23 protein-coding genes are annotated in these 26880 nt (G+C 73.9%); 17 read left to right on the top strand and 6 right to left on the bottom strand.

Annotation, left to right across the window (positions count from 1 at the left end):
• Window positions 1–145: 145 nt before the first annotated feature.
• The gene (locus ACFYXK_RS22975; protein WP_389412787.1) at window positions 146–1486 is read right to left on the bottom strand and encodes an SWIM zinc finger family protein; all 1341 of its coding nucleotides are present in this window, start codon (window positions 1484–1486) and stop codon (window positions 146–148) included.
• Window positions 1487–1620: 134 nt separating this feature from the next.
• Here ACFYXK_RS22975 and ACFYXK_RS22980 point away from each other — a divergent pair, with 134 nt between their 5' ends.
• The 5 genes from ACFYXK_RS22980 to sucD all read left to right on the top strand — a co-directional run bounded on the left by ACFYXK_RS22980 (window position 1621) and on the right by sucD (window position 8785).
• Window positions 1621–2727 carry an AAA family ATPase gene (locus ACFYXK_RS22980; RefSeq protein WP_389412788.1) on the top strand — a complete coding sequence of 369 codons (1107 nt, stop codon included), beginning with the start codon at window positions 1621–1623 and terminating at the stop codon, window positions 2725–2727.
• A complete protein-coding gene (locus ACFYXK_RS22985; RefSeq protein WP_389412789.1) occupies window positions 2724–4991 on the top strand; it encodes a DUF5682 family protein in 2268 nt (755 codons plus the stop codon). Before ACFYXK_RS22980 ends, ACFYXK_RS22985 begins: the two co-directional genes overlap by 4 nt.
• A gap of 196 nt (window positions 4992–5187) precedes the next feature.
• On the top strand, window positions 5188–6354 hold the full coding sequence (locus tag ACFYXK_RS22990) for a VWA domain-containing protein (RefSeq protein ID WP_389412790.1): 1167 nt from the start codon (window positions 5188–5190) through the stop codon (window positions 6352–6354).
• Between the two features lie 340 nt (window positions 6355–6694).
• Window positions 6695–7873, top strand: a complete 1179-nt coding sequence (gene sucC / locus ACFYXK_RS22995) for an ADP-forming succinate--CoA ligase subunit beta (RefSeq protein WP_030290619.1) — start codon at window positions 6695–6697, stop codon at window positions 7871–7873.
• 21 nt (window positions 7874–7894) lie between these two features.
• Window positions 7895–8785, top strand: coding sequence for a succinate--CoA ligase subunit alpha (sucD, locus tag ACFYXK_RS23000; protein ID WP_030710487.1), 891 nt, complete (start codon window positions 7895–7897; stop codon window positions 8783–8785).
• Between the two features lie 87 nt (window positions 8786–8872).
• On the opposite strand, the gene ACFYXK_RS23005 is transcribed toward sucD, so the two are convergent.
• Window positions 8873–10699 (bottom strand): helix-turn-helix domain-containing protein, encoded by a 1827-nt coding sequence (locus tag ACFYXK_RS23005; RefSeq protein WP_389412791.1) that lies wholly within the window; start codon window positions 10697–10699, stop codon window positions 8873–8875.
• 122 nt (window positions 10700–10821) lie between these two features.
• Here ACFYXK_RS23005 and ACFYXK_RS23010 point away from each other — a divergent pair, with 122 nt between their 5' ends.
• Complete coding sequence (locus tag ACFYXK_RS23010; RefSeq protein ID WP_389412792.1) at window positions 10822–12480, top strand: DUF6350 family protein; 1659 nt, start codon at window positions 10822–10824, stop codon at window positions 12478–12480.
• Between the two features lie 36 nt (window positions 12481–12516).
• On the opposite strand, the gene ACFYXK_RS23015 is transcribed toward ACFYXK_RS23010, so the two are convergent.
• Window positions 12517–13125, bottom strand: a complete 609-nt coding sequence (locus tag ACFYXK_RS23015; protein WP_389412793.1) for a hypothetical protein — start codon at window positions 13123–13125, stop codon at window positions 12517–12519.
• A 212-nt stretch (window positions 13126–13337) separates the two neighbouring features.
• On the opposite strand from ACFYXK_RS23015, the gene purN reads away from it, so the two are divergent.
• Both purN and purH read left to right on the top strand, forming a co-directional pair.
• Complete coding sequence (gene purN, locus ACFYXK_RS23020; RefSeq protein ID WP_383505583.1) at window positions 13338–13961, top strand: phosphoribosylglycinamide formyltransferase; 624 nt, start codon at window positions 13338–13340, stop codon at window positions 13959–13961.
• Window positions 13958–15547, top strand: coding sequence for a bifunctional phosphoribosylaminoimidazolecarboxamide formyltransferase/IMP cyclohydrolase (gene purH / locus ACFYXK_RS23025; protein ID WP_389412794.1), 1590 nt, complete (start codon window positions 13958–13960; stop codon window positions 15545–15547). Before purN ends, purH begins: the two co-directional genes overlap by 4 nt.
• A 114-nt stretch (window positions 15548–15661) precedes the next feature.
• On the opposite strand, the gene ACFYXK_RS23030 is transcribed toward purH, so the two are convergent.
• Window positions 15662–16342, bottom strand: a complete 681-nt coding sequence (locus ACFYXK_RS23030) for a hypothetical protein (RefSeq protein ID WP_389412795.1) — start codon at window positions 16340–16342, stop codon at window positions 15662–15664.
• A 257-nt stretch (window positions 16343–16599) separates the two neighbouring features.
• Between ACFYXK_RS23030 and ACFYXK_RS23035 the strand changes: the two genes are divergently transcribed.
• The 6 genes from ACFYXK_RS23035 (at window position 16600) to ACFYXK_RS23060 (ending at window position 22270) form a co-directional block, all read left to right on the top strand.
• Window positions 16600–17463 (top strand): bifunctional methylenetetrahydrofolate dehydrogenase/methenyltetrahydrofolate cyclohydrolase, encoded by an 864-nt coding sequence (locus ACFYXK_RS23035; RefSeq protein WP_383505574.1) that lies wholly within the window; start codon window positions 16600–16602, stop codon window positions 17461–17463.
• Window positions 17453–17977 (top strand): DUF3017 domain-containing protein, encoded by a 525-nt coding sequence (locus ACFYXK_RS23040; RefSeq protein ID WP_389412796.1) that lies wholly within the window; start codon window positions 17453–17455, stop codon window positions 17975–17977. Before ACFYXK_RS23035 ends, ACFYXK_RS23040 begins: the two co-directional genes overlap by 11 nt.
• Window positions 17978–18247: 270 nt before the next feature.
• Window positions 18248–19237 carry a malate dehydrogenase gene (locus ACFYXK_RS23045; protein ID WP_389412797.1) on the top strand — a complete coding sequence of 330 codons (990 nt, stop codon included), beginning with the start codon at window positions 18248–18250 and terminating at the stop codon, window positions 19235–19237.
• Between the two features lie 149 nt (window positions 19238–19386).
• A complete protein-coding gene (locus ACFYXK_RS23050) occupies window positions 19387–21138 on the top strand; it encodes a hypothetical protein (protein ID WP_389412798.1) in 1752 nt (583 codons plus the stop codon).
• Window positions 21128–21532, top strand: a complete 405-nt coding sequence (locus ACFYXK_RS23055; RefSeq protein ID WP_389412799.1) for a hypothetical protein — start codon at window positions 21128–21130, stop codon at window positions 21530–21532. The genes ACFYXK_RS23050 and ACFYXK_RS23055 overlap by 11 nt, the downstream gene beginning before the upstream one ends.
• Before the next feature lie 3 nt (window positions 21533–21535).
• On the top strand, window positions 21536–22270 hold the full coding sequence (locus ACFYXK_RS23060; protein ID WP_389412800.1) for a hypothetical protein: 735 nt from the start codon (window positions 21536–21538) through the stop codon (window positions 22268–22270).
• 38 nt (window positions 22271–22308) lie between these two features.
• Here the strand turns inward: ACFYXK_RS23060 and ACFYXK_RS23065 are convergent, their stop codons facing one another.
• Entirely contained in the window at window positions 22309–22812 is a 504-nt protein-coding gene (locus ACFYXK_RS23065; protein WP_389412801.1) for a carboxymuconolactone decarboxylase family protein, read from the bottom strand.
• 46 nt (window positions 22813–22858) lie between these two features.
• On the opposite strand from ACFYXK_RS23065, the gene ACFYXK_RS23070 reads away from it, so the two are divergent.
• Complete coding sequence (locus tag ACFYXK_RS23070; RefSeq protein ID WP_389412802.1) at window positions 22859–24253, top strand: PLP-dependent aminotransferase family protein; 1395 nt, start codon at window positions 22859–22861, stop codon at window positions 24251–24253.
• A 76-nt stretch (window positions 24254–24329) separates the two neighbouring features.
• On the opposite strand, the gene ACFYXK_RS23075 is transcribed toward ACFYXK_RS23070, so the two are convergent.
• Window positions 24330–25166 (bottom strand): hypothetical protein, encoded by an 837-nt coding sequence (locus ACFYXK_RS23075; RefSeq protein WP_389412808.1) that lies wholly within the window; start codon window positions 25164–25166, stop codon window positions 24330–24332.
• 97 nt (window positions 25167–25263) lie between these two features.
• Here ACFYXK_RS23075 and ACFYXK_RS23080 point away from each other — a divergent pair, with 97 nt between their 5' ends.
• Both ACFYXK_RS23080 and ACFYXK_RS23085 read left to right on the top strand, forming a co-directional pair.
• Window positions 25264–25593 carry a hypothetical protein gene (locus ACFYXK_RS23080; RefSeq protein ID WP_389412803.1) on the top strand — a complete coding sequence of 110 codons (330 nt, stop codon included), beginning with the start codon at window positions 25264–25266 and terminating at the stop codon, window positions 25591–25593.
• A gap of 6 nt (window positions 25594–25599) precedes the next feature.
• The gene (locus ACFYXK_RS23085) at window positions 25600–26790 is read left to right on the top strand and encodes a glutathionylspermidine synthase family protein (protein WP_389412804.1); all 1191 of its coding nucleotides are present in this window, start codon (window positions 25600–25602) and stop codon (window positions 26788–26790) included.
• Window positions 26791–26880: the final 90 nt, after the last annotated feature.

The raw sequence follows: 26880 nt of genomic DNA on the forward strand, positions 1-26880 counted from the left end.
CGCGGGACCGGAGCAGCTTTCGCGCCCCGTCCGCCGACCCTTCAGCTTGCGTGGTTGTCGTTCACAAAAGCCCCCCGGCTTCGTCGTTCGTGCACGCCGGCGCCCCCGCGCCAACGCTCCCTCCCCTACACCGCCCCCGGCGCCGTCACCCCAGGGCGACCGGTTCCGGGCAGCCCGGATGCCATGCCGTCAATGGAGTGAATCCGCGGTGTCCGCATTCGCCGAACACCGTGACCGGGCCGCCGCCCGAGAGCGCGGCCAGCTGCCACAGCCCGGACCGCGACCCGCCGCCGGCGAGCGCGACCGGCAGCGCGCAGTCGCCCTCCGCATCCGCCAGCTGCCAGCCCGATTCCCCCGGTATCGGGATCACCGGGCCCAGCACCACCGGCCACGAGTCGAGCCACGGGTCCTCCCGCAGCGCCGCCCCGTACGCCTCCAGTGCCGCCCCCGTACCGACCCCGGCCGGGACCCGGTCGCACGGCTCGGCCGCCGCGGACCTCTCCCCGAGATCCGCCCGCAGCCCCGCCGAACCGGGCCGGAAGCGAGCCTGCGCCTCCAGAACCAGCCCCACGGGCAGTGCCAGCCCCGGAGGCCGCCCGGGCGGACCGAAGTCCAGCACCAGGGCCGGGCGCCCGCTCCCCAGCCCGCGCAGCCAAGTCCGCCGGGTGGTGAGCCGGCCGTCCGGTGACACCGAGTCGTACTGGGCCAGCACCAGCCAGCGGTCCCGTACGACCTCCCCCTCCGCGGCGGTACCCGCAAGCCCCACCCTGCTCCGGACCGTCGCGGCGAGCGGCTCCGGCAGGCCTGCCAGCCCGAGCCAACCCCGGTTCAGCAGGTGCAGCAGCGCGCCCTCCTCCAGCATCCGGGCGGGCCATCCGGGTCCGCAACTGGGTATCGTCCCCAACTCCCGCACCCGCGCGGCCAGTCCGGGAGCCTGGGCGTCGACCATCCGGGCGGCCGTCTCCTCCCAGGGCGCGTACCCCGCCTGCTGCTGGCCGGCCAGGCCCCCGCGCAGCACGTCCTCGAGCCGCTGCTCCAGTTCGCCGACGCCCGCACTGATCCGGGCCGCCCTCCGTTCGGCCCGGCGCCTCGCCGCCTCCTCGTCCACCGGTCCGCCCGCCGCGGCCGCGGGGCGCCCGGCCTTCGCCGCCCGCTCCGCCAGCCACCCGGCGGCCCAGTCCGGAGCCTCACCGGGCTCGCCGAACCCCTCCGCCGCCCAGAGCAGCAGGAGCCCGAGCGCGTGCTTGCACGGGAACTTCCGGCTCGGGCACGAGCACGTGTACGCCGGGCCCCTCAGGTCCACGACCGTCCGGTACGGCGTACTGCCGCTGCCCTTGCACAACCCCCACACAGAAGCGGAAGCGGAATCTCCGGTATGCGACCACGAGCCCGCCCCGCCCAGCTTGGCCCCCGCCTTTCGTGACGCATCGTCAGGAGCCAGGGCCAGTACCTGTTCCGCCGTCCAGCGGACCGCCTGCTCAGTCATGTGTCCCACCGTAGAGACCCCCACTGACAATTGCCCTGACCTGCAACAACGGTGTGAGCAAAGGGCGTTGTCAGTGGCGTGGTGCACGGTTGTTCCAGCAGTCGGGAACGGCTGCCGAGCATTGGAGGGGGACCATGACCATGCCCGAGAACGACAAGGGCGCCGAGGCGCTGCGGCCGCACGCCGAAGACGCCTTCGCGGACGAACTGAAAGCCCTCGCGGCCGCCGACGACCGGCCCCGCCCGACGCGCTGGAAGCTCTCCCCGTGGGCCGTCGCGACCTACCTCCTGGGCGGCACCCTGGAGGACGGCACGGTCATCACGCCCAAGTACGTCGGCCCGCGCCGCATCGTCGAGGTCGCCGTCACCACCCTCGCCACCGACCGCGCCCTGCTCCTGCTCGGCGTCCCCGGCACCGCCAAGACGTGGGTGTCCGAGCACCTGGCCGCCGCCGTGAGCGGGGACTCCACCCTCCTCGTCCAGGGCACCGCCGGCACCCCCGAGGAGGCGATCCGGTACGGCTGGAACTACGCCCGCCTCCTCGCCCACGGGCCCAGCCGCGAAGCCCTGGTACCGAGCCCCGTCATGCGGGCCATGGCCGAGGGCATGACCGCCCGCGTCGAGGAGCTCACCCGTATCCCGGCCGACGTCCAGGACACCCTGATCACCGTCCTGTCCGAGAAGACGCTCCCCGTACCGGAGCTCGGCCAGGAGGTGCAGGCCGTGCGCGGCTTCAACCTCATCGCCACCGCCAACGACCGCGACCGCGGGGTCAACGAGCTCTCCAGCGCGCTGCGCCGCCGCTTCAACACCGTCGTGCTGCCGCTGCCCGCCACCGCCGAAGCCGAGGTCGACATCGTCGCCCGCCGCGTCGACCAGATGGGCCGCGCCCTCGACCTGCCGGCCGTGCCCGAGGGCCTGGAGGAGATCCGCCGCGTCGTCACCGTCTTCCGCGAGCTGCGCGACGGGGTCACCGGCGACGGCCGTACGAAGGTGAAGTCGCCGAGCGGCACCCTGTCCACCGCCGAGGCCATATCGGTCGTCACCGGCGGCCTGGCCCTGGCCGCCCACTTCGGGGACGGCGTCCTGCGCCCGTCCGACGTGGCCGCCGGGATCCTCGGCGCGGTGGTCCGGGACCCGGCCGCCGACAAGATCGTCTGGCAGGAGTACCTCGAGGCCGTGGTGCGCGAGCGGGACGGCTGGAAGGACTTCTACCGCGCCTGCCGCGAGGTGACGGCATGAGCGGTACGAGCGGCCCGGCCGCCGGGCGGCGGGGGCCGCTGCTGCTGGGCGTACGGCACCACGGGCCCGGCTCGGCCCGCGCGGTGCGGGCCGCCCTCGACGCGGCCCGCCCGGCGGCCGTGCTGATCGAGGGTCCGCCGGAGGGGGACGCGCTGCTGCCGCTGGCCGCCGACCCGGGGATGCGGCCGCCCGTCGCCCTGTTCGCGCACGCCGCCGACGATCCGGGCAGGGCGGCGTTCTGGCCGCTGGCCGCGTTCTCGCCGGAGTGGGTCGCCATCCGCTGGGCGCAGCAGCAGGAGGTGCCGGTTGCGGTCCGGTTCATCGACCTCCCGGCGGCGCACACGCTGGCCGCGCAGCCCGGCACCGACCCGGAAGAGGCCGGGTCCGTACGGCCGGACCCGCTCGCGGTGCTGGCCGAGACCGCCGGGTACGACGACCCGGAGCGCTGGTGGGAGGACGTGGTCGAGCACCGCGGCGCCGTCCGGGAGGACCCTCTCGCCGCGTTCGAGGCGCTCGGGGAGGCGATGGGGGCGCTGCGCGAGGCGTACGGGGACGGCGGCCACACCCGGGACCTGGTGCGCGAGGCGTACATGCGGCAGCGGATGCGGGCCGCCCGCCGGGAGTTCGGGGATGCGTACGCCGTGGTGTGCGGGGCCTGGCACGTACCGGCGCTGCGCGCGAAGACCACGGCCGCCGCGGACAAGGCGCTGCTCACCGGGCTCCCCAAGGCCAAGGTGGAGACCACCTGGGTGCCCTGGACCCACCGGCGGCTCGCCCGGGCCGGCGGGTACGGCGCGGGCATCACCTCGCCCGGCTGGTACGCGCACCTCTTCGCGGCCCGGGACCGGCCGGTGGAGCGGTGGCTGACCAAGGTCGCCGGGCTGCTGCGGGAGGAGGACCGGCAGGTCTCCCCGGCGCACGTCATCGAGGCGGTCCGGCTGGCGGGGACGCTGGCCGCGGTGCGCGGGCGGCCGGCGGCCGGGCTGACGGAGACCCTCGAGGCGGTGCGGGCCGTGATGTGCGACGGCTCCGACATACCGCTCGCGCTCGTCGAGGACCGCCTGGTCGTCGGCGACGTGCTCGGCGAGGTCCCGGACGGAGCGCCCGTCGTCCCGCTGCAGCGGGACCTGACCCGGAAGCAGCGCTCGCTGCGGCTCAGGGCCGAGGCGCAGGAGCGCGAGCTGGAGCTCGACCTGCGCAAGGACACCGACGCGGCCAAGTCCCTGCTGCTGCACCGGCTGCGGCTGCTCGGCATCGACTGGGGCACACCGGCCGCCTCGCGGGGGAGCACGGGGACGTTCCGCGAGACGTGGCGGCTGCGCTGGGAGCCGGAGCTGTCGGTGCGGGTCGCCGAGGCCGGGATCTGGGGCACCACCGTCGTGGCGGCCGCCACCGCCAAGGCCGAGGCGGATGCGGCCGGGGCGGCGGAGCTCGGCGAGGTCACGGCGCTGGCAGAGCGGTGCCTGCTGGCCGGGCTGTCCGGGGCACTGCCCGCCGTCCTGCGGGCCCTCGCGGACCGGGCCGCACTGGACACCGACGTGGCACGGCTCGCCAAGGCCCTGCCGGCGCTGGCCCGTTCGCTGCGGTACGGGGACGTACGGGGGACGGACGCCTCGGCGCTGCGGACGGTCGCGGGAGGGCTCGCCGAGCGGATATGCGTGGCGCTGCCGCCCGCGTGCGCGGCGGGTCTGGACGCCGACGCGGCGGCGGAACTGCGGGGCCATGTGGACGCGGTCCACGGCGCGATCGGGCTCCTGGAGGAGGACGGCCTGCGGGAGCGGTGGTCGGCGGTGCTGCGGGCGCTGGCCGGGCGGGACACGGTGGCGGGGGTGATCCGCGGGCGGGCGGCCAGGCTGCTCCTGGACGACGGGCGGCTTCCGGCGCAGGAGACGGCGCGGCTGATGGGGCTCGCGCTGTCCCCGGCGGCGTCGCCGGCGGACGCGGCGGGCTGGATCGACGGCTTCGCGGGCGGAGGCTCGGGCGGGGGCACGCTGCTGGTCCACGACGCGCGGCTGCTGGGGCTGATCGACGCGTGGCTGACCGGCGTGCCGGAGCGGGCCTTCACCGATGTGCTGCCGCTCCTGCGGAGGACGTTCGGGGCGTACGAGGCGGGTGTGAAGCGGAGCCTGGGCGAGCTGGTCCGCCGCGGCCCGTCGGCGCAGCCCGCGCCGACCCGGGCCCCCGAGGGCTTCGCCCCCACCCTGGACCCCGCCCGCGCGGACGCGGTCCTCCCCGTCCTCGGCCTCCTGCTCGCCCCGCCGTGACCACCGGCGCCGCGCGGGGCTCCGGATCCGGGCAGAGCCCGGGGGCGGGACGGGGGCGGGCGGGAAGGGGCCGCGCAGCGGTGGGGCCACACGAGCGGCACGGGTGGGTACGGGCGCCCGGATGCGTCCGAGGCGGACATGGACACGCGGCGTCGGCACGGGCCGGCGGCCGGGACGAGGACAGGGGGACGGGCAGATGAGCGGTACGGGGATCCCGGCAGGGGGCGAAGCCGCCGCGGAGGCGCGCCTGCGGAGGTGGCGGATGGTGCTCGGGGGCGACGGGGACGGGACCGGGTGCGTGTTGAGCGGGCGGGACGTCGGCATGGATGCCGCGCTCTCGGAGCTGTACGGCGCGGGCGGGGCCCCGAAGGGCGGCGGGCAGCGCAGCGGGGGGCTCGGGGGGTCCGCGCCCCACGTGGCCCGCTGGCTCGGGGACATCCGTACGTACTTCCCCGGCTCCGTCGTCCAGATCATGCAGCGGGACGCCATCGAGCGGCTCGGCCTGTCCGCCCTCCTCCTGGAGCCCGAGATGCTGGAGGCCGTCGAGCCCGACGTCCATCTCGTGGGAACGCTGCTCTCCCTCAACAAGGCCATGCCCGAGACGACCCGGGAGACGGCCCGCGCCGTCGTCCGCAAGGTGGTCGAGCAGCTGGAGGAGCGGCTCGCCTCCCGCACCCGCGCCACCCTCACCGGCGCCCTCGACCGCTCCGCCCGCACCCGCCGCCCCCGGCACGCGGACATCGACTGGGAGCGGACCATCCGGGCGAATCTGAAGAACTACCTGCCGGAGTACGAGACCGTCGTCCCCGAGCGGCTCGTCGGGTACGGGCGCGCCGCCCGGGCGGTGAAGAAGGAGGTGGTCCTCTGCATCGACCAGTCCGGATCGATGGCCGCCTCCGTCGTCTACGCCTCCGTCTTCGGCGCGGTGCTCGCCTCGATGCGTGCGATCGCGACCCGGCTCGTCGTCTTCGACACCGCCGTCGTGGACCTGACGGATCAGCTCGACGATCCGGTCGACGTCCTGTTCGGCACGCAGCTCGGCGGCGGCACCGACATCAACCGCGCCCTCGCCTACTGCCAGTCGAAGATCACCCGCCCTGCCGATACCGTCGTGGTCCTGATCAGTGATCTCTACGAGGGCGGCATACGCAACGAGATGCTGGGCCGCGTCGCGGCGATGAAGGCCTCGGGAGTCGAGTTCGTGACCCTCCTGGCCCTGTCCGACGAGGGAGCCCCCGCCTACGACCGCGAGCACGCCGCGGCCCTTGCGGCACTGGGCGCCCCGGCCTTCGCCTGCACCCCCGACCTGTTCCCGGAGGTCATGGCCGCGGCCCTGGAGAAGCGCCCCCTGCCCGTCCCGTGACCCGCCCGCTGACCCGCCCGCTGATCTGTCCCGTGCCCCGCCCCCCGCCCGTCCCCGAACCCGCCTCCGGACCGTCCCCGATGGGCGCCGCCGGGCCTGGCGGATCACACGAATTTCCAGTTCAACCGTGAGGTGTTCTGTGACAGGTATCACCGCTCAGGTGTGATCTGCGATTTAGGGACCCAGGTCCCACGGGGATAACCTGCGGGACGGACATGCCGCGTCCACGGTCACCGTGTGCGCCTCCCTAGTGACAGCGCCGTCACGTTGCCCTCCGCGGCACGCCCACGCAGACAACCGCGAATCACTGCGAATCTTTGAAGACAAGGGACGGACGCGCGTGGACCTGTTCGAGTACCAGGCGAGGGACCTCTTCGCCAAGCACGGTGTACCGGTGCTGGCCGGTGAAGTCATCGACACGCCTGAGGCGGCTCGCGAGGCCACCGAGCGGCTGGGCGGCAAGTCGGTCGTCAAGGCGCAGGTGAAGGTCGGCGGCCGTGGCAAGGCCGGCGGCGTCAAGCTCGCCGCCACCCCGGACGAGGCCGTCGCCCGTGCGACGGACATCCTGGGCATGGACATCAAGGGCCACACGGTCCACAAGGTGATGATCGCCGAGACCGCTCCCGAGATCCTCGAGGAGTACTACGTCTCGTACCTGCTGGACCGCACCAACCGCACCTTCCTGGCCATGGCCTCGGTCGCGGGCGGCATGGACATCGAGCAGGTCGCCGAGGAGACCCCGGAGAAGCTCGCCAAGGTCCCGGTGAACGCCAACGAGGGCGTGACCATCGAGAAGGCCCGCGAGATCGTCGCGCTGGCGCAGTTCCCGGCCGAGGTCGCCGAGAAGGTCGCCGAGGTCCTCGTGACCCTGTGGGCGACCTTCATCGCCGAGGACGCGCTCCTCGTCGAGGTCAACCCGCTCGCGAAGGTCGCCTCCGGCGACGTCATCGCCCTCGACGGCAAGGTCTCGCTCGACGAGAACGCCGAGTTCCGCCAGCCGGGCCACGAGGAGTTCGTGGACCACGCGGCCGCGAACCCGCTCGAGGCCGCCGCCAAGGCGAAGAACCTCAACTACGTGAAGCTCGACGGCGAGGTCGGCATCATCGGCAACGGCGCGGGTCTCGTCATGAGCACCCTCGACGTCGTCGCGTACGCCGGTGAGAACCACGGCGGCGTCAAGCCCGCCAACTTCCTGGACATCGGCGGTGGCGCCTCCGCCGCCGTCATGGCCAACGGTCTCGAGATCATCCTCGGCGACCCGGACGTCAAGTCCGTCTTCGTCAACGTCTTCGGTGGCATCACCGCCTGCGACGAGGTCGCCAACGGCATCGTCCAGGCGCTGGCCCTGCTGGAGGAGAAGGGCGAGGCGGTCACCAAGCCGCTCGTCGTCCGTCTCGACGGCAACAACGCCGAGCTGGGTCGCAAGATCCTCTCGGACGCCAACCACCCGCTGGTGCAGCGCGTGGACACCATGGACGGCGCGGCCGACAAGGCCGCCGAGCTCGCGGCTGCGAAGTAAGGGCAGAGGTCACAGACTCACATGGCTATCTTCCTCAACAAGGACAGCAAGGTCATCGTCCAGGGCATGACCGGTGCCACGGGCATGAAGCACACCAAGCTGATGCTGGCTGACGGCACCAACATCGTCGGTGGCGTGAACCCGCGCAAGGCCGGCACGACCGTCGACTTCGACGGCACCGAGGTCCCGGTCTTCGGCTCCGTCGCCGAGGCGATGGAGAAGACGGGCGCCAACGTCTCCGTCCTCTTCGTCCCGCCGGCCTTCGCCAAGGCCGCCGTCGTCGAGGCCATCGACGCCGAGATCCCGCTGGCCGTCGTCATCACCGAGGGCATCGCGGTGCACGACTCCGCCGCCTTCTGGGCGTACGCGACCGCCAAGGGCAACAAGACCCGCATCATCGGCCCGAACTGCCCGGGTCTGATCACCCCCGGCCAGTCCAACGCCGGCATCATCCCGGGCGACATCACCAAGCCCGGCAAGATCGGTCTCGTGTCCAAGTCCGGCACGCTGACCTACCAGATGATGTACGAGCTCCGTGACATCGGCTTCACCTCCGCCGTCGGCATCGGTGGCGACCCGGTCATCGGCACCACGCACATCGACGCCCTGGAGGCCTTCGAGGCCGACCCGGAGACCGAGCTGATCGTCATGATCGGCGAGATCGGCGGCGACGCCGAGGAGCGTGCGGCGGACTTCATCGCGAAGAACGTCACCAAGCCGGTCGTCGGCTACGTCGCGGGCTTCACCGCCCCCGAGGGCAAGACCATGGGCCACGCCGGCGCCATCGTCTCCGGCTCCTCCGGCACCGCGCAGGCCAAGAAGGAGGCCCTCGAGGCCGCCGGCGTCAAGGTCGGCAAGACGCCGACCGAGACGGCGAAGCTCGCGCGCGAGATCCTGAACGCCGCGCAGTAACACCTGCCGCTGCGTACGCGCGTACGGCTGTACGGGCGTGGCCCGCATCCCGAACGGGGTGCGGGCCACGCCCGTTTCCGCCCGGGTTCACTCCAGGCCGGGAGCGAGCCGCTCGGGCCTGTGCGCCGGGTGCGCGCGCAGTCTTTCGCGCAGCTGCCGGGTTTCGTCGGTGAGCCGCTGGGGGCCGCTGAGCGGGGGCACCCCGGAGACGCTCGCGCCGGGCGCGATCGGGGGCTCGTACTGCCGGGGCGCGGTCACGGTGGTGTACGCGGTCGCGGCGGCGATCACGGCGCTCAGGCCGAGGACCGCGCGGGTCCAGCGCCTGACGCGGTACTCGGCGGCGACGCGTACGACGGCTGCGGCGCGGGGTTCCAGCCGGACGGCCGGCTTGACCGCGCCGAGCCGCTCGCGCAGCAGCGCGGACTGCTTCTCGGGCGGCGCGGCGGCCAGTTCCGGGATCCGGTCGGCGAGGGCGGCGTGCGCGTGCAGGAGCCGGCTGCCGGCGGTGGGGGTGCTGGCCTCGGTCTCGGCCGCGGTGTCGGGGAGGTCGAGGCCGACGCCGTCGTAGAGCAGGACGGTGCGGCGGTGGGCCGGCGGGAGCGCCAGCATGGCGTCCATCAGGATGCGGTCGGCGGGGGCGGCCGGGGCCTTGTCGGGGTGCTTGTGGGCTCGGCGGAACCGGTGCCAGGGGGAGAGGGCGTACTCGTACGCGGCGGCGCGCACCCAGCCGACGGGATCGGGATCGGTGGCCACCTCGGGCCACCGCGCCCAGGCGAGCTGGAACGCCCGCTCGACGGCTTCCTGGGAGAGGCGGCGGCGGCCGGTGAGCAGGTACGCCTGCCGGGTGAGGGCGGGCGCGGCGTACTCGTACAGCGCATCGAACACCTCCCTGGGTCCCAACGGCCCGGCCGCCGCCCCGCCGTCCGGATCCTCCGGAACCTCCGGGTCCCCCTCGGCCGGGGCGGCGTCGGGCGCAGCCCCGTCCGGCGCCTGTCCCGACCCCTCGGATTGCGGCGTGGCGGGCGACGGCCCGGGCTGCTCGGCGGCTTCGTCCGCAGCGGGCGGGTGTCCCTCCGGCCCCCCGGGGTGCGGTGCGACGGCCCCTTCGGGCGCACGCCCGTGCCCCTCCGGGGCGGCGGGGTCCTGTCCCGGCCCCTCCGGGTGGGATGTGGCGGGCGGCTGCCCGGGCTGCTCCGTGGCAGTGGCCCGGATCTGCCCGGACCCCTCCGGGTGGGGGGAGTCCTCGGGGGCGGTTCCCGCCGGGGGGTGGGGCGGGTCCTGCCCGGGCGCGGGCGCGGGCGCGGGTGCGTGGGCGTCGGGCTGCGGGGGGCGGCCGGCCGGGCCGGGAGCGGCCCGGCCGGGCGTGCCGATCCCGCGGGCGGTGGCCTTGACGTTGACCCTGTCCGCATGGCGGGGCATGGCCCCGGGGGGCCTGGCCGCCCGCTTGGCCGCGACCGGCGGCCGGGTCAGCGGCCCGTGCCCGCCCGTGCCGAAGGGCCGGATGCCGCCCGCGGTCCGCAACGGAGTCGCTTCGGGTTCGGCCGCGCCGGTGCTCTGCGCGTCCGCGTCCGTGTCCGTGTCCGCGTGGCCGTCGGCCGATGACGTGCCGTCACGCGCCGCCGCGCCCGATGCGGGGGCGACCGCGTCGGGTTCGCCCGCAGCCGTGTCCTGCGACCCGGGCACGGAGGCTCGGGTGCCCGCCGGGGCCGCGGGGTGGAGGGCCGTCAGGAAGCCCGCGTACGCCTCGCGTTTGCGGCCCCGTGGGTCCGTGCGGCCCGTCTCCCAGGAGCGGACCGTGCTGACCGTGACGCCCACCGCCGTCGCGACGTCCTCGTACGTCAGGCCCGCCGCCTCGCGCAGTCTGCGGCGTTCCCTGGGCGAGGGGAGCCCCGGCTCCTCGACGCTCTCTGTCATGCCACACTCCCCGTGACCTGCCGGCAGCCCTGGGCGTAAAAGTACATAAACGTATATTGAGCGACACCACGGACATTCGCCTGTTACCCGCCCATAGCGCGTGTCGTTGGCACCATGGCGGGGTGACCCAAGTGACCGAACGCGGCACCCCGTTGCCGACGGCGCCGCCGCCCGCCCCGAGGGCCGCCGGACGGCGCCGTTCGCCGGCCGCCGCGGCCTGTGTGCTCGGCGGGGCCGTGGCCGCCGGGCTGGGGCTCGGCTTCCTCGCCGTGCTCGTCATCGTGCTGTGGATCAGCTCCCCCTACCCCGACAGCGGCCCCGGCGGCGCCCTGCACCTGGCCGCCGGGCTCTGGCTGCTCGCCCACGGGACCGAGCTCGTCCGGTACGAGACCCTCTCCGGGGTCCCGGCCCCCGTCGGGGTGACCCCGCTGCTGCTCGTCGCGCTGCCCGCCCTGCTCATGCGCCGCGCCGCCCGCCTCGGCAGCGCCTCGGGCGACGGCAGCGACGGGGACGAGGTCCTGCCCGCCAGCGCCGTCTTCTCTGCCGTGACCTGCGGATACCTCTCGGTCGGATCGCTGGCCACCGTCTACGCGGCCGGCGGCCCCATGCCCGCCGACCCGCTCAGCGCCGCCTGGCACGTCCCGCTGGTCGCCGTGCTCGCCGCCGCCGGCGGGGTGTGGGCGGCCAAGGGGCGTCCGGTCGGGCCGCTGCCCGAATGGGTGCCGGGGGGCGTGCGCAGGGCCGTTGCGCGCCCCCGCTACGCCCTCGCGCTGCGGGCCGGAGCCGCCGGTGCCCTCGTCCTCCTGGGCGGTGGCGCGCTGCTCGTCGGGGCCTCGCTCGCCTGGCACGCCGCGGAGGTCCAGGGGTCCTTCCTGGCGCTGACCGGGGTCTGGTCCGGCCGCTTCGCGGTCCTGCTCCTCGCCCTCGCGCTGCTCCCGAACGCCGTGGTGTGGGGTGCGGCCTACGCCCTCGGGCCCGGCTTCGCCCTCGGCACCGGCGCGACCGCGACCCCGCTCGGCTTCGCGGGAGCGCCCGCGCTGCCGAGGTTCCCGCTGCTGGCGGCGCTGCCGCCGGAGGGGCCCGGGACGCTGCTGACCTGTGCGACCGCCGGGGTGCCGCTGCTGGCCGGGCTGGCGGTCGGGTGGTTCGCGGTACGCCGGGCGCGTGAAGTCTCCTACAGGGAGACCGCTCTGACGGCGGCTCTGGGCGCGCTCGTGTGCGCGCTGGTGCTGGCCGGGCTCGCGGCGGCCTCGTCGGGGCCGCTCGGCTCGCGGGGGCTGGCGAGCTTCGGCCCGGTGTGGTGGGCGACCGGCGCTGCGGCCCTGGCGTGGACGCTGCTCCCGGCGGTGCCGGTGGCGGTGGCCGTGCACTCCTGGCGGACCCGGCCCGCCCGGCAGGCGGACGCGATCGCCATGGAGGGGGAGGACGAGTGGCACGACAGCGGCGTGCGGGAGCTGCGCTGGGAGGCGCTGCGGCGTGCCGCGGGCGCCCTGATCCCCGACCTGGCCCAGGACGCGCCGCCGGCCCGCGCCGAGCCGGGGCCGGCCGGGCCGGTGCCGAATGAACAGGTGCCGAACGAACAGGTGCCGACTCAACCGGGGCCGGCCGCACCCGTCAAACCGTCGCGCCGGTTCACCGTCGTGACGGGACTTCACCTGGACCTGACGCCGGCTCCGCTCCCGGCGGAGCAGGCCCCGCCACGGGAACCCGGGCCGTCCGGGCCGCTCGTACCGCCCGTGGCCGGCGCCCGGGTGCTGGCCCGGCGCAAGCCCCCCGCCTGAGCCGGCGCGACCGCCGGCGAGGGCCGCTGCCGGACGCTACTGCTGGACCTTGAGGATCTTGCCCAGCACGTTGTCCGGCAGCAGCGTGTTGCACTGCAGCTCCGCCGACTTCGTGAGGGCGTCCTCGCGGCAGACGTAGAAGTCCTTGTACGCCAGCTGCAATCCGTACGAGCTCAGGGCCAGCAGGATCGCCAGCGAGGCCGTGACCAGCCCGCCGATCGCCGCCGTCTTCTGGGGGCGGGCCGCCGGCCCGAGGGCCGCCAGGCCCCCCTGGGCGGCAGGGCCCGCCACGGCGTCGCCCCTCGCGTCCGACGGGGATACGGCCGCGGGCTTCCCGCGCAGCCCGCTGATGCCCCAGTACATGGCGAGCGCGCCCAGCAGCAGCCCTACCGACGGGATCCCGAAGATCCCGAAGAAGAAGCCCCACATGCCGGCCAGCAGCGCGTACCGGGCGCGCCGCTGCACCGGGTCCGTCGGGTCCCAGCGCACGGGCCCGCCCGGGCCGGTGCCGGGGTCCTCACCGGGGCGGCCGCCACTGCCGTCGCCACCGCTGCGCGGCTGCCACGGCTGGTCGGGCCGCCCTTCCGGGGGAGCCGCGAAGGGGTTGTCGTCGGTGGAGGAGTCGGGCTGGCGGCGATCCGGCATCGAGTGCGTTTCTTCCCCTGTGTCGTGGCCGTATGCGGCTTGTACGCCAGACGCTACCGCCCGCCCGTCCCCCCGTCCCTCGGGGGCTGTCCGGTGTGCCGGTATCGTTGCAGGCGGTCGGCGGCTTCGTAGGGTCCCCCGTATTTCGGGATACCGAAGTTTTGTCTGATCACACAAGATGTATGGAAGCATTCCCGCAGAAAGGGCCTCCCATGGCCGCCTCCCGCCTGGTCGTGCTGGTCTCCGGTTCCGGCACCAACCTCCAGGCCCTGCTCGACGCCATCGACGCCCACCCGGGCGGATCCGAGGGCTTCGGCGCCGAAGTCGTCGCCGTGGGGGCCGACCGCGAGAACATCGTCGGCCTGGAGCGGGCCGAGAAGGCGGGGATCCCCACCTTCGTGTGCCCGGTCAAGGCGTACGGGAGCCGTGAGGAGTGGGACGCCGCCCTCACCGGGGCGACCGCCGCCCACGCGCCGGACCTCGTCGTGTCCGCCGGGTTCATGAAGATCGTGGGCGCGTCGTTCATCGGCCGCTTCGGCGGCCGCTTCATCAACACGCACCCCGCCCTCCTCCCGGCCTTCCCCGGCGCCCACGGCGTACGGGACGCCCTCGCCTACGGCGCGAAGGTCACCGGCTGCACGGTCCACTTCGTGGACGCCGGCGTGGACACCGGTCCGATCATCGCCCAGGGTGTGGTCGAGGTCCGGGACGAGGACGACGAAGCCGCTCTGCACGAGCGCATCAAGGAAGTCGAGCGCCAGCTGCTCGTCGACGTCGTGGGGCGCCTGGCCCGGCACGGCTACCGCATTGAGGGACGAAAGGTAACAATCCAGTGACCGCCGTAGAGAGCAGCACCACCTCGTCGAGCTCGTCGAAGCGACCGATCCGGCGCGCGCTCGTCAGTGTCTACGACAAGACGGGACTGGAGGAGCTGGCCCGCGGCCTGCACGAGGCGGGCGTCGCGCTCGTCTCCACCGGCTCCACCGCCTCCAAGATCGCCGCGGCCGGGGTGCCCGTCACCAAGGTCGAGGAGCTCACCGGCTTCCCCGAGTGCCTGGACGGCCGGGTCAAGACCCTGCACCCGCGCGTGCACGCCGGCATCCTCGCCGACCTGCGCCTGGAGGACCACCAGCGCCAGCTCGCCGAGCTCGGCATCGAGCCCTTCGACCTGGTGATCGTCAACCTCTACCCGTTCCGGGAGACCGTCGCCTCGGGCGCCACCCCCGACGAGTGCGTCGAGCAGATCGACATCGGCGGCCCGTCGATGGTCCGCGCCGCCGCCAAGAACCACCCCTCGGTCGCCGTGGTCACCAGCCCCGCCCGGTACGCCGACGTCCTCGCCGCGGCCCAGGGCGGCGGCTTCGACCTCACCGCGCGCAAGCGGCTGGCGGCCGAGGCCTTCCAGCACACCGCCGCGTACGACGTCGCCGTGGCCTCCTGGTTCACGAATGCGTACGCCCCGGAGCCGGAGGCCGTGCTGCCCGAGTTCCTGGCCGGTGCGTGGGACCGCAAGTCCACCCTCCGCTACGGCGAGAACCCGCACCAGGCCGCCGCGCTGTACACGGACGGCCAGCCGGGCGGGCTCGCCAACGCCGAGCAGCTGCACGGCAAGGAGATGTCCTTCAACAACTACGTGGACACCGAGGCCGCCCGCCGCGCCGCGTACGACCACGACGAGCCCTGCGTCGCGATCATCAAGCACGCCAACCCGTGCGGCATCGCCGTGGACCAGGACGTGGCCGCCGCGCACCGCAAGGCGCACGCCTGCGACCCGCTGTCGGCCTTCGGCGGCGTCATCGCGGTCAACCGCCCCGTGACCGTCGAGCTCGCCGAGCAGGTCGCGGAGATCTTCACCGAGGTCATCGCCGCCCCGGCGTACGAGGACGGCGCGGTCGAGATCCTGGCCAAGAAGAAGAACATCCGCGTCCTCAAGGTCGACGGCACCCCGCACCAGCCCGGTGACCTGAAGCCGATCTCCGGCGGCGCGCTGCTCCAGCAGAGCGACCTCTTCCAGGCCGAGGGCGACGACCCGGCCAACTGGACCCTCGCCACCGGCGACGCCCTCTCCCCGGAGGAGCTCGCCGAGCTCGCCTTCGCGTGGAAGGCCTGCCGGGCCGTCAAGTCCAACGCGATCCTGCTCGCCAAGGACGGCGCCTCGGTCGGCGTCGGCATGGGCCAGGTCAACCGCGTCGACTCGGCGAAGCTCGCCGTCGAGCGGGCGGGCGCCGAGCGCGCGCAGGGCTCGTACGCGGCCTCCGACGCCTTCTTCCCCTTCCCGGACGGGCTGGAGATCCTGACCGCCGCGGGCATCAAGGCCGTGGTCCAGCCGGGCGGTTCGGTCCGTGACGAGCAGGTCGTCGAGGCCGCGAAGGCGGCCGGCGTGACCATGTACTTCACCGGCACCCGGCACTTCTTCCACTGAGCACCGGTGACCGGTCACCGGTCACCGGTCACCGAGTACGGCGAAGGCCGCCATCCGCAGCAGTGCGGGTGGCGGCCTTCGCCGTACGGACCGGGCCTTGCCGGCTCCTGCGGCCTAGTACTCCGGGCGCCGGAAGTACGCGCCGGCGGCCGAGTTGGCCAGGCCGACGAGGACCCAGAGGGCCAGCCCGAACTCGACCAGGCCCACGAGCAGCGAGAACACGACGGCGCCCGCGGCCGCGTCGCTGCTGAGCGCCACGAAGTTGGCCAGCACGCCGATCCCGGAGAAGAGGGTCATCAGCGAGCCGTAGATGATGCCGGAGACCCGGACACCGCCGCGGCCCTTGCCCAGCTTGGCGGCGGTCAGGATCGGCCACAGCGACAGGGCCAGGGCGAAGATGCCGATGCCGACGATCACGCCGCCCGCGAGCGTGCCCGCGTCGCTCGCCGAGGAGCTGTAGCCCGAGGAGCTGGAGGAGTCCGAGAATATCGAGGCGAACAGCGCTCCGCCGATGAGGGCGGCGATCCCGCCCAGGGCCTGGAGACCACCGACGATGAACAGGATGACGCGGGCGGCCTTCACCCCGCCGGGCATCGGCATCTGGGCGCCGGGGAATCCGCCGGGGCCGGCCGGGTACGCCTGGTTCGGGTAGCCCATCGGTGCCTGCTGCGGGTAGGCGTAGCCGCCCTGCGGCGGGACGCTCTGCGGGGCCTGCTGCGGGTAGCCGTAGCCGGGCTGCCCCTGCGGGGCCGGCTGCTGCTGCCCGTACGGGTTGTTCGGGTCGCCGAAGCTCATCTTGGGGTGTTCCTCCGTGGAAGTGCGGGGACGCACGGCACGCACGGAGGAATCACTGCGATGTGCGGTCCGCCCCCCGGCACTGCCCGCGGCACTCATTGCCGTCATCGTGGTCCGATCGGGCCGGAGTTGTCCAGCCGCGGCGCGACCGGCCCGTCACTTGTTGTGCAAGTGCAATGAATGGTTCAAGCCTGTGACGAACGCGCGGCGACCCCCACGACTGGTACCGGGGCCGTCCCATCCGGGAGGATGGGACCATGACCGCCCAGATTCTCGATGGCAAGGCCACCGCCGCCGCGATCAAGTCCGAACTGACCGCCCGCGTGGCGGCTCTCAAGGCCCGGGGCATCACCCCCGGCCTCGGCACCCTGCTGGTCGGCGACGACCCGGGCAGCCGCTGGTACGTCAACGGCAAGCACAAGGACTGCGCGGAGGTCGGCATCGCGTCCATCCAGCGCGAACTTCCCGCGACGGCCTCCCAGGAGGACATCGAGGCGGTCGTTCGGGAACTCAACGCGAACCCGGAGTGCACCGGCTACATCGTCCAACTCCCGCTCCCCAAGGGCATCGACACCAACCGTGTCCTGGAGCTGATGGACCCGGCCAAGGACGCCGACGGCCTGCACCCGATGTCGCTCGGCCGGCTGGTGCTGAACGAGCCGGGCCCGCTGCCCTGCACCCCGTACGGGATCGTCCAGCTGCTGCGCCACCACGGTGTCGAGATCAACGGCGCGCACGTGGTGCTCCTCGGCCGCGGCATCACCGTGGGGCGCTCCATGGGCCTGCTGCTGACCCGCAAGTCGGAGAACGCCACCGTGACCCTGTGCCACACCGGCACCCGCGACCTGCCCGCCCAGCTGCGCCAGGCGGACATCATCGTCGCGGCGGCCGGCGTCCCGCACCTGGTCAAGCCGCAGGACGTGAAGCCCGGCGCGGCCGTCCTGGACGTGGGCGTCAGCCGCGACGAGCACGGCAAGATCGTCGGCGACGTGCACCCGGGCGTCGCCGAGGTGGCCGGCTGGATCTCCCCGAACCCGGGCGGAGTCGGCCCGATGACCCGCGCGCAGCTGCTCGTGAACGTCGTCGAGGCGGCGGAACGGACGTCGACCAGTGCAGGCTGAGCACGAAGCGGAAGCCGGGCCCGGTCCCGGTGCCGACGCGGGGACCGAGGCGGCCGCCACGCCCGGCCCCGGCCCCGGCGCCACGCCCGGCCCCGGCCCCGAAGCCGCCGCGGCCGCGGGCACGGAGGCCGCGAAGTCGCGCCGCTTCCCCTCCGTCACCAAGGACACCGCCCGCCCCGAGGGCCACGGCCGCGCCGCGCCCGGGGACGCCCTGGCGGCGCGCCAGTGGCCGATGCTCAGCGTGCTCGCCGCGACCGCCGTCGGACTGCTCCTGACCGCGCTGGGGCACCCCCGGGTCGGCTGCCTGGTCATCGGCGTGGCCCTGATCGCGGCCGCCGTGCTGCGGCGGGTACTGCCGCAGGTGGGGATGCTCGCGGTGCGCTCCCGCTTCACGGACATGGTCACGTACGGGCTGCTGGGCGTGGCGATCACGCTGCTCGCACTGGTGATGGAGCCCAAGCCGTGGCTGGAGATCCCGTTCCTGGAGAGCGCGGTCCGCTTCACGGTCCGCTGAGGCGCCCGCGGAGGCCCTCCTGGCCCTCGTTCGCCTGCGCGACACCCGTCCGGCGGTACCGGATGGCTGAAAAGCGGGGGGAAATCCTGCTCCGCACCTTCGAACTCCCGGTCCGTGTGCCGTGCACCACACGGACCGGGGGGCCCCGGCGCTCGAAGGTCGGATAGCCTGACGCCGGATGTCTCTTCACGTCAAGATTCGCAGGGAAGCGGCGTCCTCCAGCACATGGGGCGGGGACGCCCCACCGCCAGCTGTCTAACGGAGAAGGCCATGACCCGCACTCCCGTGAATGTCACCGTGACCGGCGCCGCCGGCCAGATCGGCTACGCGCTGCTCTTCCGCATCGCTTCCGGTCACCTGCTCGGCGCGGACGTGCCGGTCAAGCTCCGTCTTCTGGAGATCCCCCAGGGCATGAAGGCCGCTGAGGGCACCGCCATGGAGCTCGACGACTGCGCCTTCCCGCTGCTCAAGGGCATCGACATCTTCGACGACCCGAACGCGGGCTTCGAGGGTGCGAACGTCGCCCTGCTCGTCGGCGCCCGCCCGCGCACCAAGGGCATGGAGCGCGGTGACCTGCTCTCCGCCAACGGCGGCATCTTCAAGCCGCAGGGCGCCGCGATCAACGCGCACGCCGCGGACGACATCAAGGTCCTGGTCGTGGGCAACCCGGCCAACACCAACGCGCTCATCGCGCAGGCCGCCGCCCCGGACGTACCGGCCGAGCGCTTCACCGCGATGACCCGCCTGGACCACAACCGCGCGATGACGCAGCTGGCCCAGAAGACCGGCGTCGACGTCACCGACATCAAGCGCCTGACGATCTGGGGCAACCACTCCGCGACCCAGTACCCGGACATCTTCCACGCGGAGATCGCCGGCAAGAACGCCGCGGAGGTCGTCAACGACGAGGTGTGGCTGGCCGACACCTTCATCCCGACCGTCGCCAAGCGCGGCGCCGCGATCATCGACGCCCGTGGCGCCTCCTCGGCCGCCTCGGCCGCCAACGCCGCCATCGACCACGTCCACACCTGGGTCAACGGCACCGCCGCGGGCGACTGGGCCTCCATGGGCATCCCGTCGGACGGCTCCTACGGCGTCCCGGAGGGCCTGATCTCCTCCTTCCCGGTCACCTGCAAGGACGGCAAGTACGAGATCGTCCAGGGCCTGGACATCAACGAGTTCTCCCGCAAGCGCATCGACGCCTCCGTCAAGGAGCTGTCGGAGGAGCGCGACGCGGTCCGCGAGCTCGGCCTGATCTGATCCGATCCGGCCGATCATCCGGCCGGTCCGATCCGAAACGCCTGAAGAGGCCCCGGCGCACTGTGCGCCGGGGCCTTTTGGCGTGAACCGCCCTGTCCCGCGCGCCCCGGGCGCCGTACGGTTTCCCTCCTCCCGACCGAGGGGAACTCGTGAGCGGCACACCGGACGGCAGGATCCCCGCGGACCCGGCGGTATCGGAGGCGGGACGCCTCCTGTGCGCCGGCACCTACCTCGACGCCGCCTACCGCGACCGGGTGATCGAGGAGCTGTACGTCCACGAGGAACGGTTCCCCGCCCCCTCCTACGGGTTCGACGCGGCCCGCGTCCTCGCCCACGCCCTGCGCGCCCTGCGCACCGAAGTGGCCTGGTCGGCGGCGATCGTCGCGGCGTGGGGCCTCGGCCTGTTCCTCACCCGTGCGTTCTTCGTCTTCCTGCTCGTCCCGGCGCTGCTCCTGAGCGGGGCCGGGCGGATCAAGAAGCGCCGCGAGCGGACCGGCCGCGGCGGCGCCCGGGTCTTCGAGTGGATCCTGCGCGGCTGCGCCTGCTTCCTCCTCGGCCGCATCCTGTGGGGGGTGCTCAGGGGGTTCTTCGCGGACGACGCCACCGACGGGGAGGGCCTGGACCTGAGGGACCTCGGCACGTACCTGGCCCACGTCCTGCAGACCGACCCGCTGGGCGTCTTCCTGGAGATCCCGAGGATCGGCCAGGTCTACGGGGAGGCCTACTCGTGGACGGTCGTCCTGATCGCCGTGCTGGTCACGGTGCTCGTCGGCCTGCAGCGGGGGCACTTCGCGCAGATCATCCACTCCTCGCTCAGCCGGGCACGGTACGAGGACCGGTCCGGCGACCCCGCGGCGGGCCGGCGCTTCCAGCGGGCCCGGGAGGACATCGAGCGCGCCCAGCACGCGCCGCTGGTCCTGTACGACGTCGGCAATCCGTTCTGCGGCGCCGGCAAGGCCCATCTGCCGTGGCAGCTCGCCGTGGAGCTGCGCCCGCGCACCGGGACGGGAGCCCGGCGCCTCGACAACGAGCGGATCATCGAGCAGATCCGGCCCAAGCTGGAGGCCCTCCGGATCCCCTCGCCGCGCGGCTCGCAGGAGGCGGAGGCGGCCGTACTGGACCGGCTGCGCGAGTTGGTCGTCGACGAGTGCGTGTTCCTGCCGGCCGCCGGACTGCCCGACGTGGACGCCGTGGACCTGTCGGCGGAGGCGTTCGCCGAGCACCGCGCCGCCGCCGTCGAGGAGGGCGGCGAGCGGCGCCGGCACTTCCTGCGCGTCCGGATCGGCGGCTGGGACGAGAACCTCGTCATCACCGTCTTCATCCGGGTCCACACGCAGGGCGGCATGCTGATGCTGGAGGTCGCGCCGCACGTGCTGCTGCCGGTGCGGCCCGACTTCCAGCGGGCCGACGACATCGCCCGCCGCTACCGCCGCAACACCCCCTTGGCCAAGGGGCTCCTGGCCCTCACGCAGGCGCCCGGCTCCCTCGGCGTGGCCCTCGCGACGCTGGGCGGGGCCTGCCGGGTCCCGTGGCGGCTGGCGACCGCCGGACACGGCGTCGCGTACGCGGCGGGACCGGCCGCCTCCGTACGCGAACTGGCGGCGCAGGACGACGGATCGCTGTTCCAGCTGATGGACCTGGACCGGTACCTGAAGACCATCCAGGAGCGGATCGTCGGCGGCGTGACGCTGGCGCTGCACGACGCGGGCTGGCACACCGAGGAGTTCGCGGAGCGCGCCGTCAACGTCGCGGAAGGCGGGGTGTTCATCCAGTCGGTGAGCAACAGCGCCTTCGGGATCCACGGCGTGAGCCACAACAGCACGGTGAACAACGGGACGGACAAGGCGGAACGCAAGGACGGGCGCGTGCGCGCGGGCAAGGAGAGCAGAAGTGGCAAGTAGCGCAGACGCCGGGCAGCCGATGCCCCCGGTGCGGATCGGCGACGTGCACGGCAGTGCCTTCAGCATCGGCGGCGCGGACGTCAGCAACAGCACGGTCAACCACGGCGGCACGGACGCGGGTACGGGCGGTGCGGCCGGGCCGACCGCGCAGGAGCTGCTGGAGGCCGTGCACGACCTGCGCGCCGCCCTCGTACGGCTGCCCCGCAGCGACGGGCGGACCGCCCTCGACGCCGAACTGGATGCGGCGGCAGAGGAGTTGGCGGGACCCGGCGAGGAGGTCCGGCCGGGCCTGGCCGCCCGGCTGCGCGGGGTGCTGGAGCGGTGGGCCCCGCTGGTGGACTCGGTGGGCGCGGCCACGGCGCTGGCCGCCCTGCTGACGTCGTTCGGGGGGTGATCCGTGGCCCCGGAGAGCGGCCCCGCGCGCTGGAACCCGCAGGCGCAGCAGTGGGAGCAGTGGGTGGAGGCCGAGCCGGAGGGCCCGCAGCCGCCGCCGAAGCCCGCCTACCCGCCGGGCGCCGCTCCGCCGGGGGATCCGGACACCCGGGCTGACCGGGAGGCTCCGGGCGGCGTACCGCCCGCGCCGCGCACGGCGCGCAGGTGGTGGCCGCGGGTGGCCGTCGCCGGCGGCGTGGCGGTGGTCCTCGGCGGGGCCGCGCTGGCGGCCGTGTCCGCGGTGCGGGAGCCGGCGGGGCCTCCGGCGGGCTACAAGGTGCTGCGCAGCGCCGGATCGGGCTTCCAGGTCGCGGTCCCCGACGACTGGCAGCTCAGCACGTCGGAGTCCGGGACCCAGGCCGGCACGGTGTTCCGCCCCGGACAGGGCGGGGGCGGCCTGCTCCAGGTCGTCAAGGTCACCGGCGGCTCCGACAACCCGTGCGAGGTCCTGAACGACGGCACCAGCGTGCTGAGTGCCCGGGACGGCTACCGGCGGCTCTCGCTCGAATCGGTGGAGAGCACCGGCTGCGAGCTCGTCTACGAGCTCCCGGACACGAACGGGACCGGGCGCGGCATCGAGCGGCTCACCGTCGCCTCCGACGGCAGCCGGTGGGTGCTCATGGCCTTCGGCCCGGCCACCGAGGCCAAGGCCGTCCGCACGCGCTTGGCGGCGGCCCTGGGCTCGTTCCGGCCGGCCTGACGGCGGGTCCCGCTCGGGCGGCCCTGCCCGTCCGGTTCCTACTTGAACATGCCCGGGGTGTAGTGGCCCGGGACCATGCGGGTGGTCACCGCGAAGCGGTTCCAGACGTTGATCGTCGCGATCACGGCGATCAGCTGGGCGAGCTCCTTCTCCTCGAAGTGCTTCGCGGCCTTCTCGTACACCTCGTCGGGAACGAAACCGTCGGTCAGGACGGTCACGGCCTCGGTGAGCTCGAGCGCCGCGGCCTCCTTCTCGGTGTAGAAGTGGCGCGACTCCTCCCAGGCCGCGAGCTGGACGATCCGCTCGACGGTCTCGCCCGCGGCGAGCGCGTCCTTCGCGTGCATGTCCAGGCAGAACGCGCAGTGGTTGATCTGCGAGGCGCGGATCTTGACCAGCTCGACCAGGACCGGGTCCAGGCCCTTCTTCGAGGCGATCTCCAGGCCCACGACGGCCTTGTAGACGTCGGGCACGTGCTGGGCCCAGCCCATGCGCGGGGTGTGCTCGGGTGCGTGTGCGGCGGTGTGTTCGTGCGTGGTGGTCATGTCTTCACCCTAGGCAGCAGGCGGCCCGCCGATATGGTCCATATCCATGACGGAATCATGGGCCACTTTCGGTGCCGACCTGCATCTGGACCTCTCCGCCGGGCGAGGTCTGCGGGCCGGTCTCGTGGACGCGCTGCGCGAGGCCGCGCGCAGCGGGCGGCTGGCGCCCGGGACCCGGCTGCCGTCCTCGCGGTCGTTCGCCGCCGATCTCGGGATCGCGCGCAACACGGTCGCGGAGGCGTACGCGGAGCTCGTCGCCGAGGGCTGGCTGACGGCCCGGCAGGGCTCGGGCACGCGGGTCGCGGAGCGGGCCCGGCCGCGGCGGCCCGCGGGCGCGGCCCGGGTCCGGCATCCCGAGCGGCGGCGGCCCTCGTACAGCCTGCTGCCGGGCACCCCCGACCTGGGCGGCTTCCCGCGCGCCGCCTGGCTGACGGCGGCCCGCCGGGCGCTGGCGGACGCGCCCAACGACGCCTTCGGGTACGCGGCGGACGCGCGCGGCCGGGTGGAGCTGCGGGAGGCGCTCGCCGGGTACCTGGCGCGGGCGCGCGGGGTGTACGCGGACCCGGAGCGGATCGTGCTGTGCGCGGGGTTCGTGCACGCGCTGACGCTGCTGGCGGGGGTGCTGCGGGCACGGCGGGTACGGGAGGTGGCGGTGGAGGGGTACAGCCTCGACGTGCACCGGGAGCTGCTGACGGGGGCGGGGCTGCGGACCGGGCCGCTGCCGGTGGACGCCTCGGGGGCGCGGACGCAGGACCTCTCCGGGGAGGCGGGGGCGGTGCTGCTGACCCCCGCCCACCAGTTCCCCACCGGGGTGGCGCTGACCCCGGCCCGGCGGGCGGCGGCGGTCGACTGGGCCCGGACCACGGGCGGGCTGATCCTGGAGGACGACTACGACGGGGAGTTCCGCTACGACCGCCAGTCGGTGGGGGCGTTGCAGGGACTGGACCCGGACCGGGTGGTGTACCTCGGCACGGCGAGCAAGTCGCTCGCACCGGGGCTGCGGATGGGGTGGATGGTGGTGCCGCCGGGGCTGCTGGACGAGGTCGTCGCGGCGAAGGGCCGCATCGACTGGACGTCGAGCGCGCTGGACCAGCTGACCCTCGCCGAGTTCATCCGGTCCGGGGCGTACGACCGGCACGTGCGCGGCATGCGCCTGCGGTACCGCAGGCGCCGCGACGAGCTGGTCGCGGCCGTTTCCGGCCGGGTGGCGGTGTCGGGGATCGCTGCGGGCCTGCACGCGGTGCTGGACCTCCCGGCGGGGACGCAGGCCTCGGTGCTCCGGGCCGCGGCCTGGCAGGACCTGGCCCTGGAGACCCTGTCCCAGTACACCCACCCGGAGGCGGGGCTTGCGCCCCGCGAGGCGCTGGTGGTGGGCTACGGGACCCCGTCGACGAGCGCGTGGTCCCCGACGCTGGCGGCCCTGCTTTCCGCTCTGCCGTGACGCGTGCGCGGCGGGTGCGGTGCCGGTGCGGCGCCGCTGTCGGGGGCTCCGCCCCGAGCCCCCGAGCACCAGCGCCTCAGACGCCGGCGGGGCTTGGCTCGGCCGGGGGTTCGCCGAAGCGGGTCAGGAGGAGGGCTCCGGCGACCGATACCGCGAAGCCGAGGACGGCCAGCCAGGTCAGGCCCTCGCGGGTGCGGTCGCCGAGCCAGACCACCCCGACCACCGCCGGGCCGATGGTTTCGCCGATCACCATGCCCGCCGTGGCCGTGGTCACCGAGCCCCGCTGCAGCGCCGAGGTGAGCAGCAGGAACGCCGCGCCCCCGCCCAGCAGCAGTGCGTACAGCGCCGGGTTCGTGAGCGAGCTCACCGAGACGTCGTCGATGAGGCGGACCGCCACCTCCACCACCCCGAAGCCCGTCCCCGCCGCCAGGCCGAGGACCAGGGCCCGGGAGCGGTCCGGGAGCCCGCCGGCCACGGCCCCCACCAGCAGCACCAGCCCCGCCACCACCAGCAGCCCCAGCTTCAGCCCGAACGACCCCGTCCCCGAACCCTCCTCGCCCGACGCCAGCCCCAGCATCGCCAGCCCCGCGCACACCACCCCCACCGCGCCCCACTCGGCCCCGCTCAGCCGTACGTGCAGCAGCCATGCCGAGACCACCGCCGTCACCGCGAGGCTCGCCGCCAGCGCCGCCCCCACCGTGTAGATCGGGATGTGCTTCAGCGCCACGATCTGGAGCACGAATCCGGCCGCGTCCAGCGCCAGGCCCAGCAGGTACCGCCACTGCCGGGCCGCCCGCAGCAGCAGCGCCGTGTCCACCCCCGACCCGGTTCCCGGCTCCACCGCCCGCGCGGCCATCGCCTGCAGGACCGACGCCGTGCCGAAGCAGACCGCCGCACCGAGCGCGCAAACCATCCCAAGAAGCACGAATTGACTCTAGGTCATGGAGGTGATGAGAGGGTTTCGACGGCCGGATTCCATCGGTTCGCTGCCCCGTTCTAGTCTGTCCGCCATGGATGGCATGGACGACAGCAGCAGTAGAAGCACCACCACCCGACGCCGTATGCGCTCCGGCAGCGTCGCCCTCGGCGGCATGGGCCTGCTCGCCGCCGCCCTCGTGGCCTGCGGCAGCAGCAGCGAGCCCGACAAGCGCTGCGTGGACCGTGCCACCCTGGAGAAGCTGAACACCAAGGAGTGCAAGAGCGGCAACGGGAGCAGCGGCCGCGGCGCCTACTACTACGGCGGCTCCGTCTCCAACAACCGCGTCAGCGGCGGCAGCTTCGACAAGTCCGCCGTCACCCGTGGCGGCATCGGCGGCCACTCCAGCTCCAGCGGCGGCTGACCCCGCGTGCGCCGTCACACCATCGAGCCGCGCCCCGACTGGCAGAAGACCGTCGAGGAGCAGGGGCTCATCTACCCCCTCACCCGCTACCCCGACGACTCCCTGCGCCCCTACTGGGACGAGAGTGCGTACTACTCCTTCTCGCTCCCCGAGGTCGAGGCGCTGGAGAACGTCGTCGAGGAGCTGCACGCCATGTGCCTGGCCGCGGCCGCGCACATCGTCGAGCACGACCGCTTCGCGGACCTCGGCATCACCGACCCGCGCCTCGCGGAGCGCATCGCCGAGTCCTGGCGCCGGCGCGCCGAACAGCCGTCCCTGTACGGCCGGTTCGACCTGTGCTACGAGGGCGACGGCAGCCCGGCCAAGATGCTGGAGTACAACGCCGACACCCCCACCTCCCTCGTGGAGGCGGCCAGTCCGCAGTGGTTCTGGATGGAGGAGCGCTTCCCCGGCGCCGACCAGTGGAACTCCCTCCACGAGCGGCTCGTCGAGGCGTGGCGCCGGCAGGCGGAGCTGCTGCCGCCCGGCCCGCTGCACTTCGCGCACTCCGAGACGGACGAGCTGGGCGAGGACCTGATGACGGTCGCCTACCTCCAGGAGACCGCCGAGCAGGCGGGCCTGCAGACCGAGGCGCTGTCCGTCGAGCAGATCGGCTGGGACAGCCTGTCGGGCCGGTTCGTGGACCAGAAGCTCGGCTTCATCCGCAGCTGCTTCAAGCTCTATCCGTGGGAATGGCTGGCCACCGACGCGTTCGGCCCGCAGGTCCTCGGCACGTACGACCACGGCGGCGGCTCCGGGACCACCGCCTGGATCGAGCCGCTGTGGAAGATGCTGCTGTCCAACAAGGCACTGCTGGCGATCCTGTGGGAGCTCTTCCCGGAGCACCCGAACCTGCTGCCCGCCTACCTCGACGGCCCGCGCGAGCTCGAGCGGACCACCGGGTACGCGGCGAAGCCCCTGCTGGGCCGCGAGGGCGCCGGGGTCACCCTGCACCCGGCCGGCGGCGCGCCGTTCGTACCGGACGAGGACGAGACGTACGTGTTCCAGGGGCTGGCCCCGCTCCCCGACTTCGACGGCAACCGCGTGGTGCTCGGTGCCTGGGTCGTCGAGGAGGAGGCGGCTGGGCTCGGCATCCGCGAGTCGGCGGGCCCGGTCACGGACGAGTACGCCCGCTTCCTGCCGCACGTCATCCTCTAGTGTCCTGAGTCTGAGGTTGGTCGTTAGTTCGGTATGAGTCGTCCGGGTCCGAAGATTCCGCCGTTGTCGGTCACTGATGCCCAGCGGGCA

Origin of the sequence: Streptomyces sp. NPDC002209, from assembly GCF_042890265.1 — a bacterium.
GTDB lineage: Bacteria > Actinomycetota > Actinomycetes > Streptomycetales > Streptomycetaceae > Streptomyces.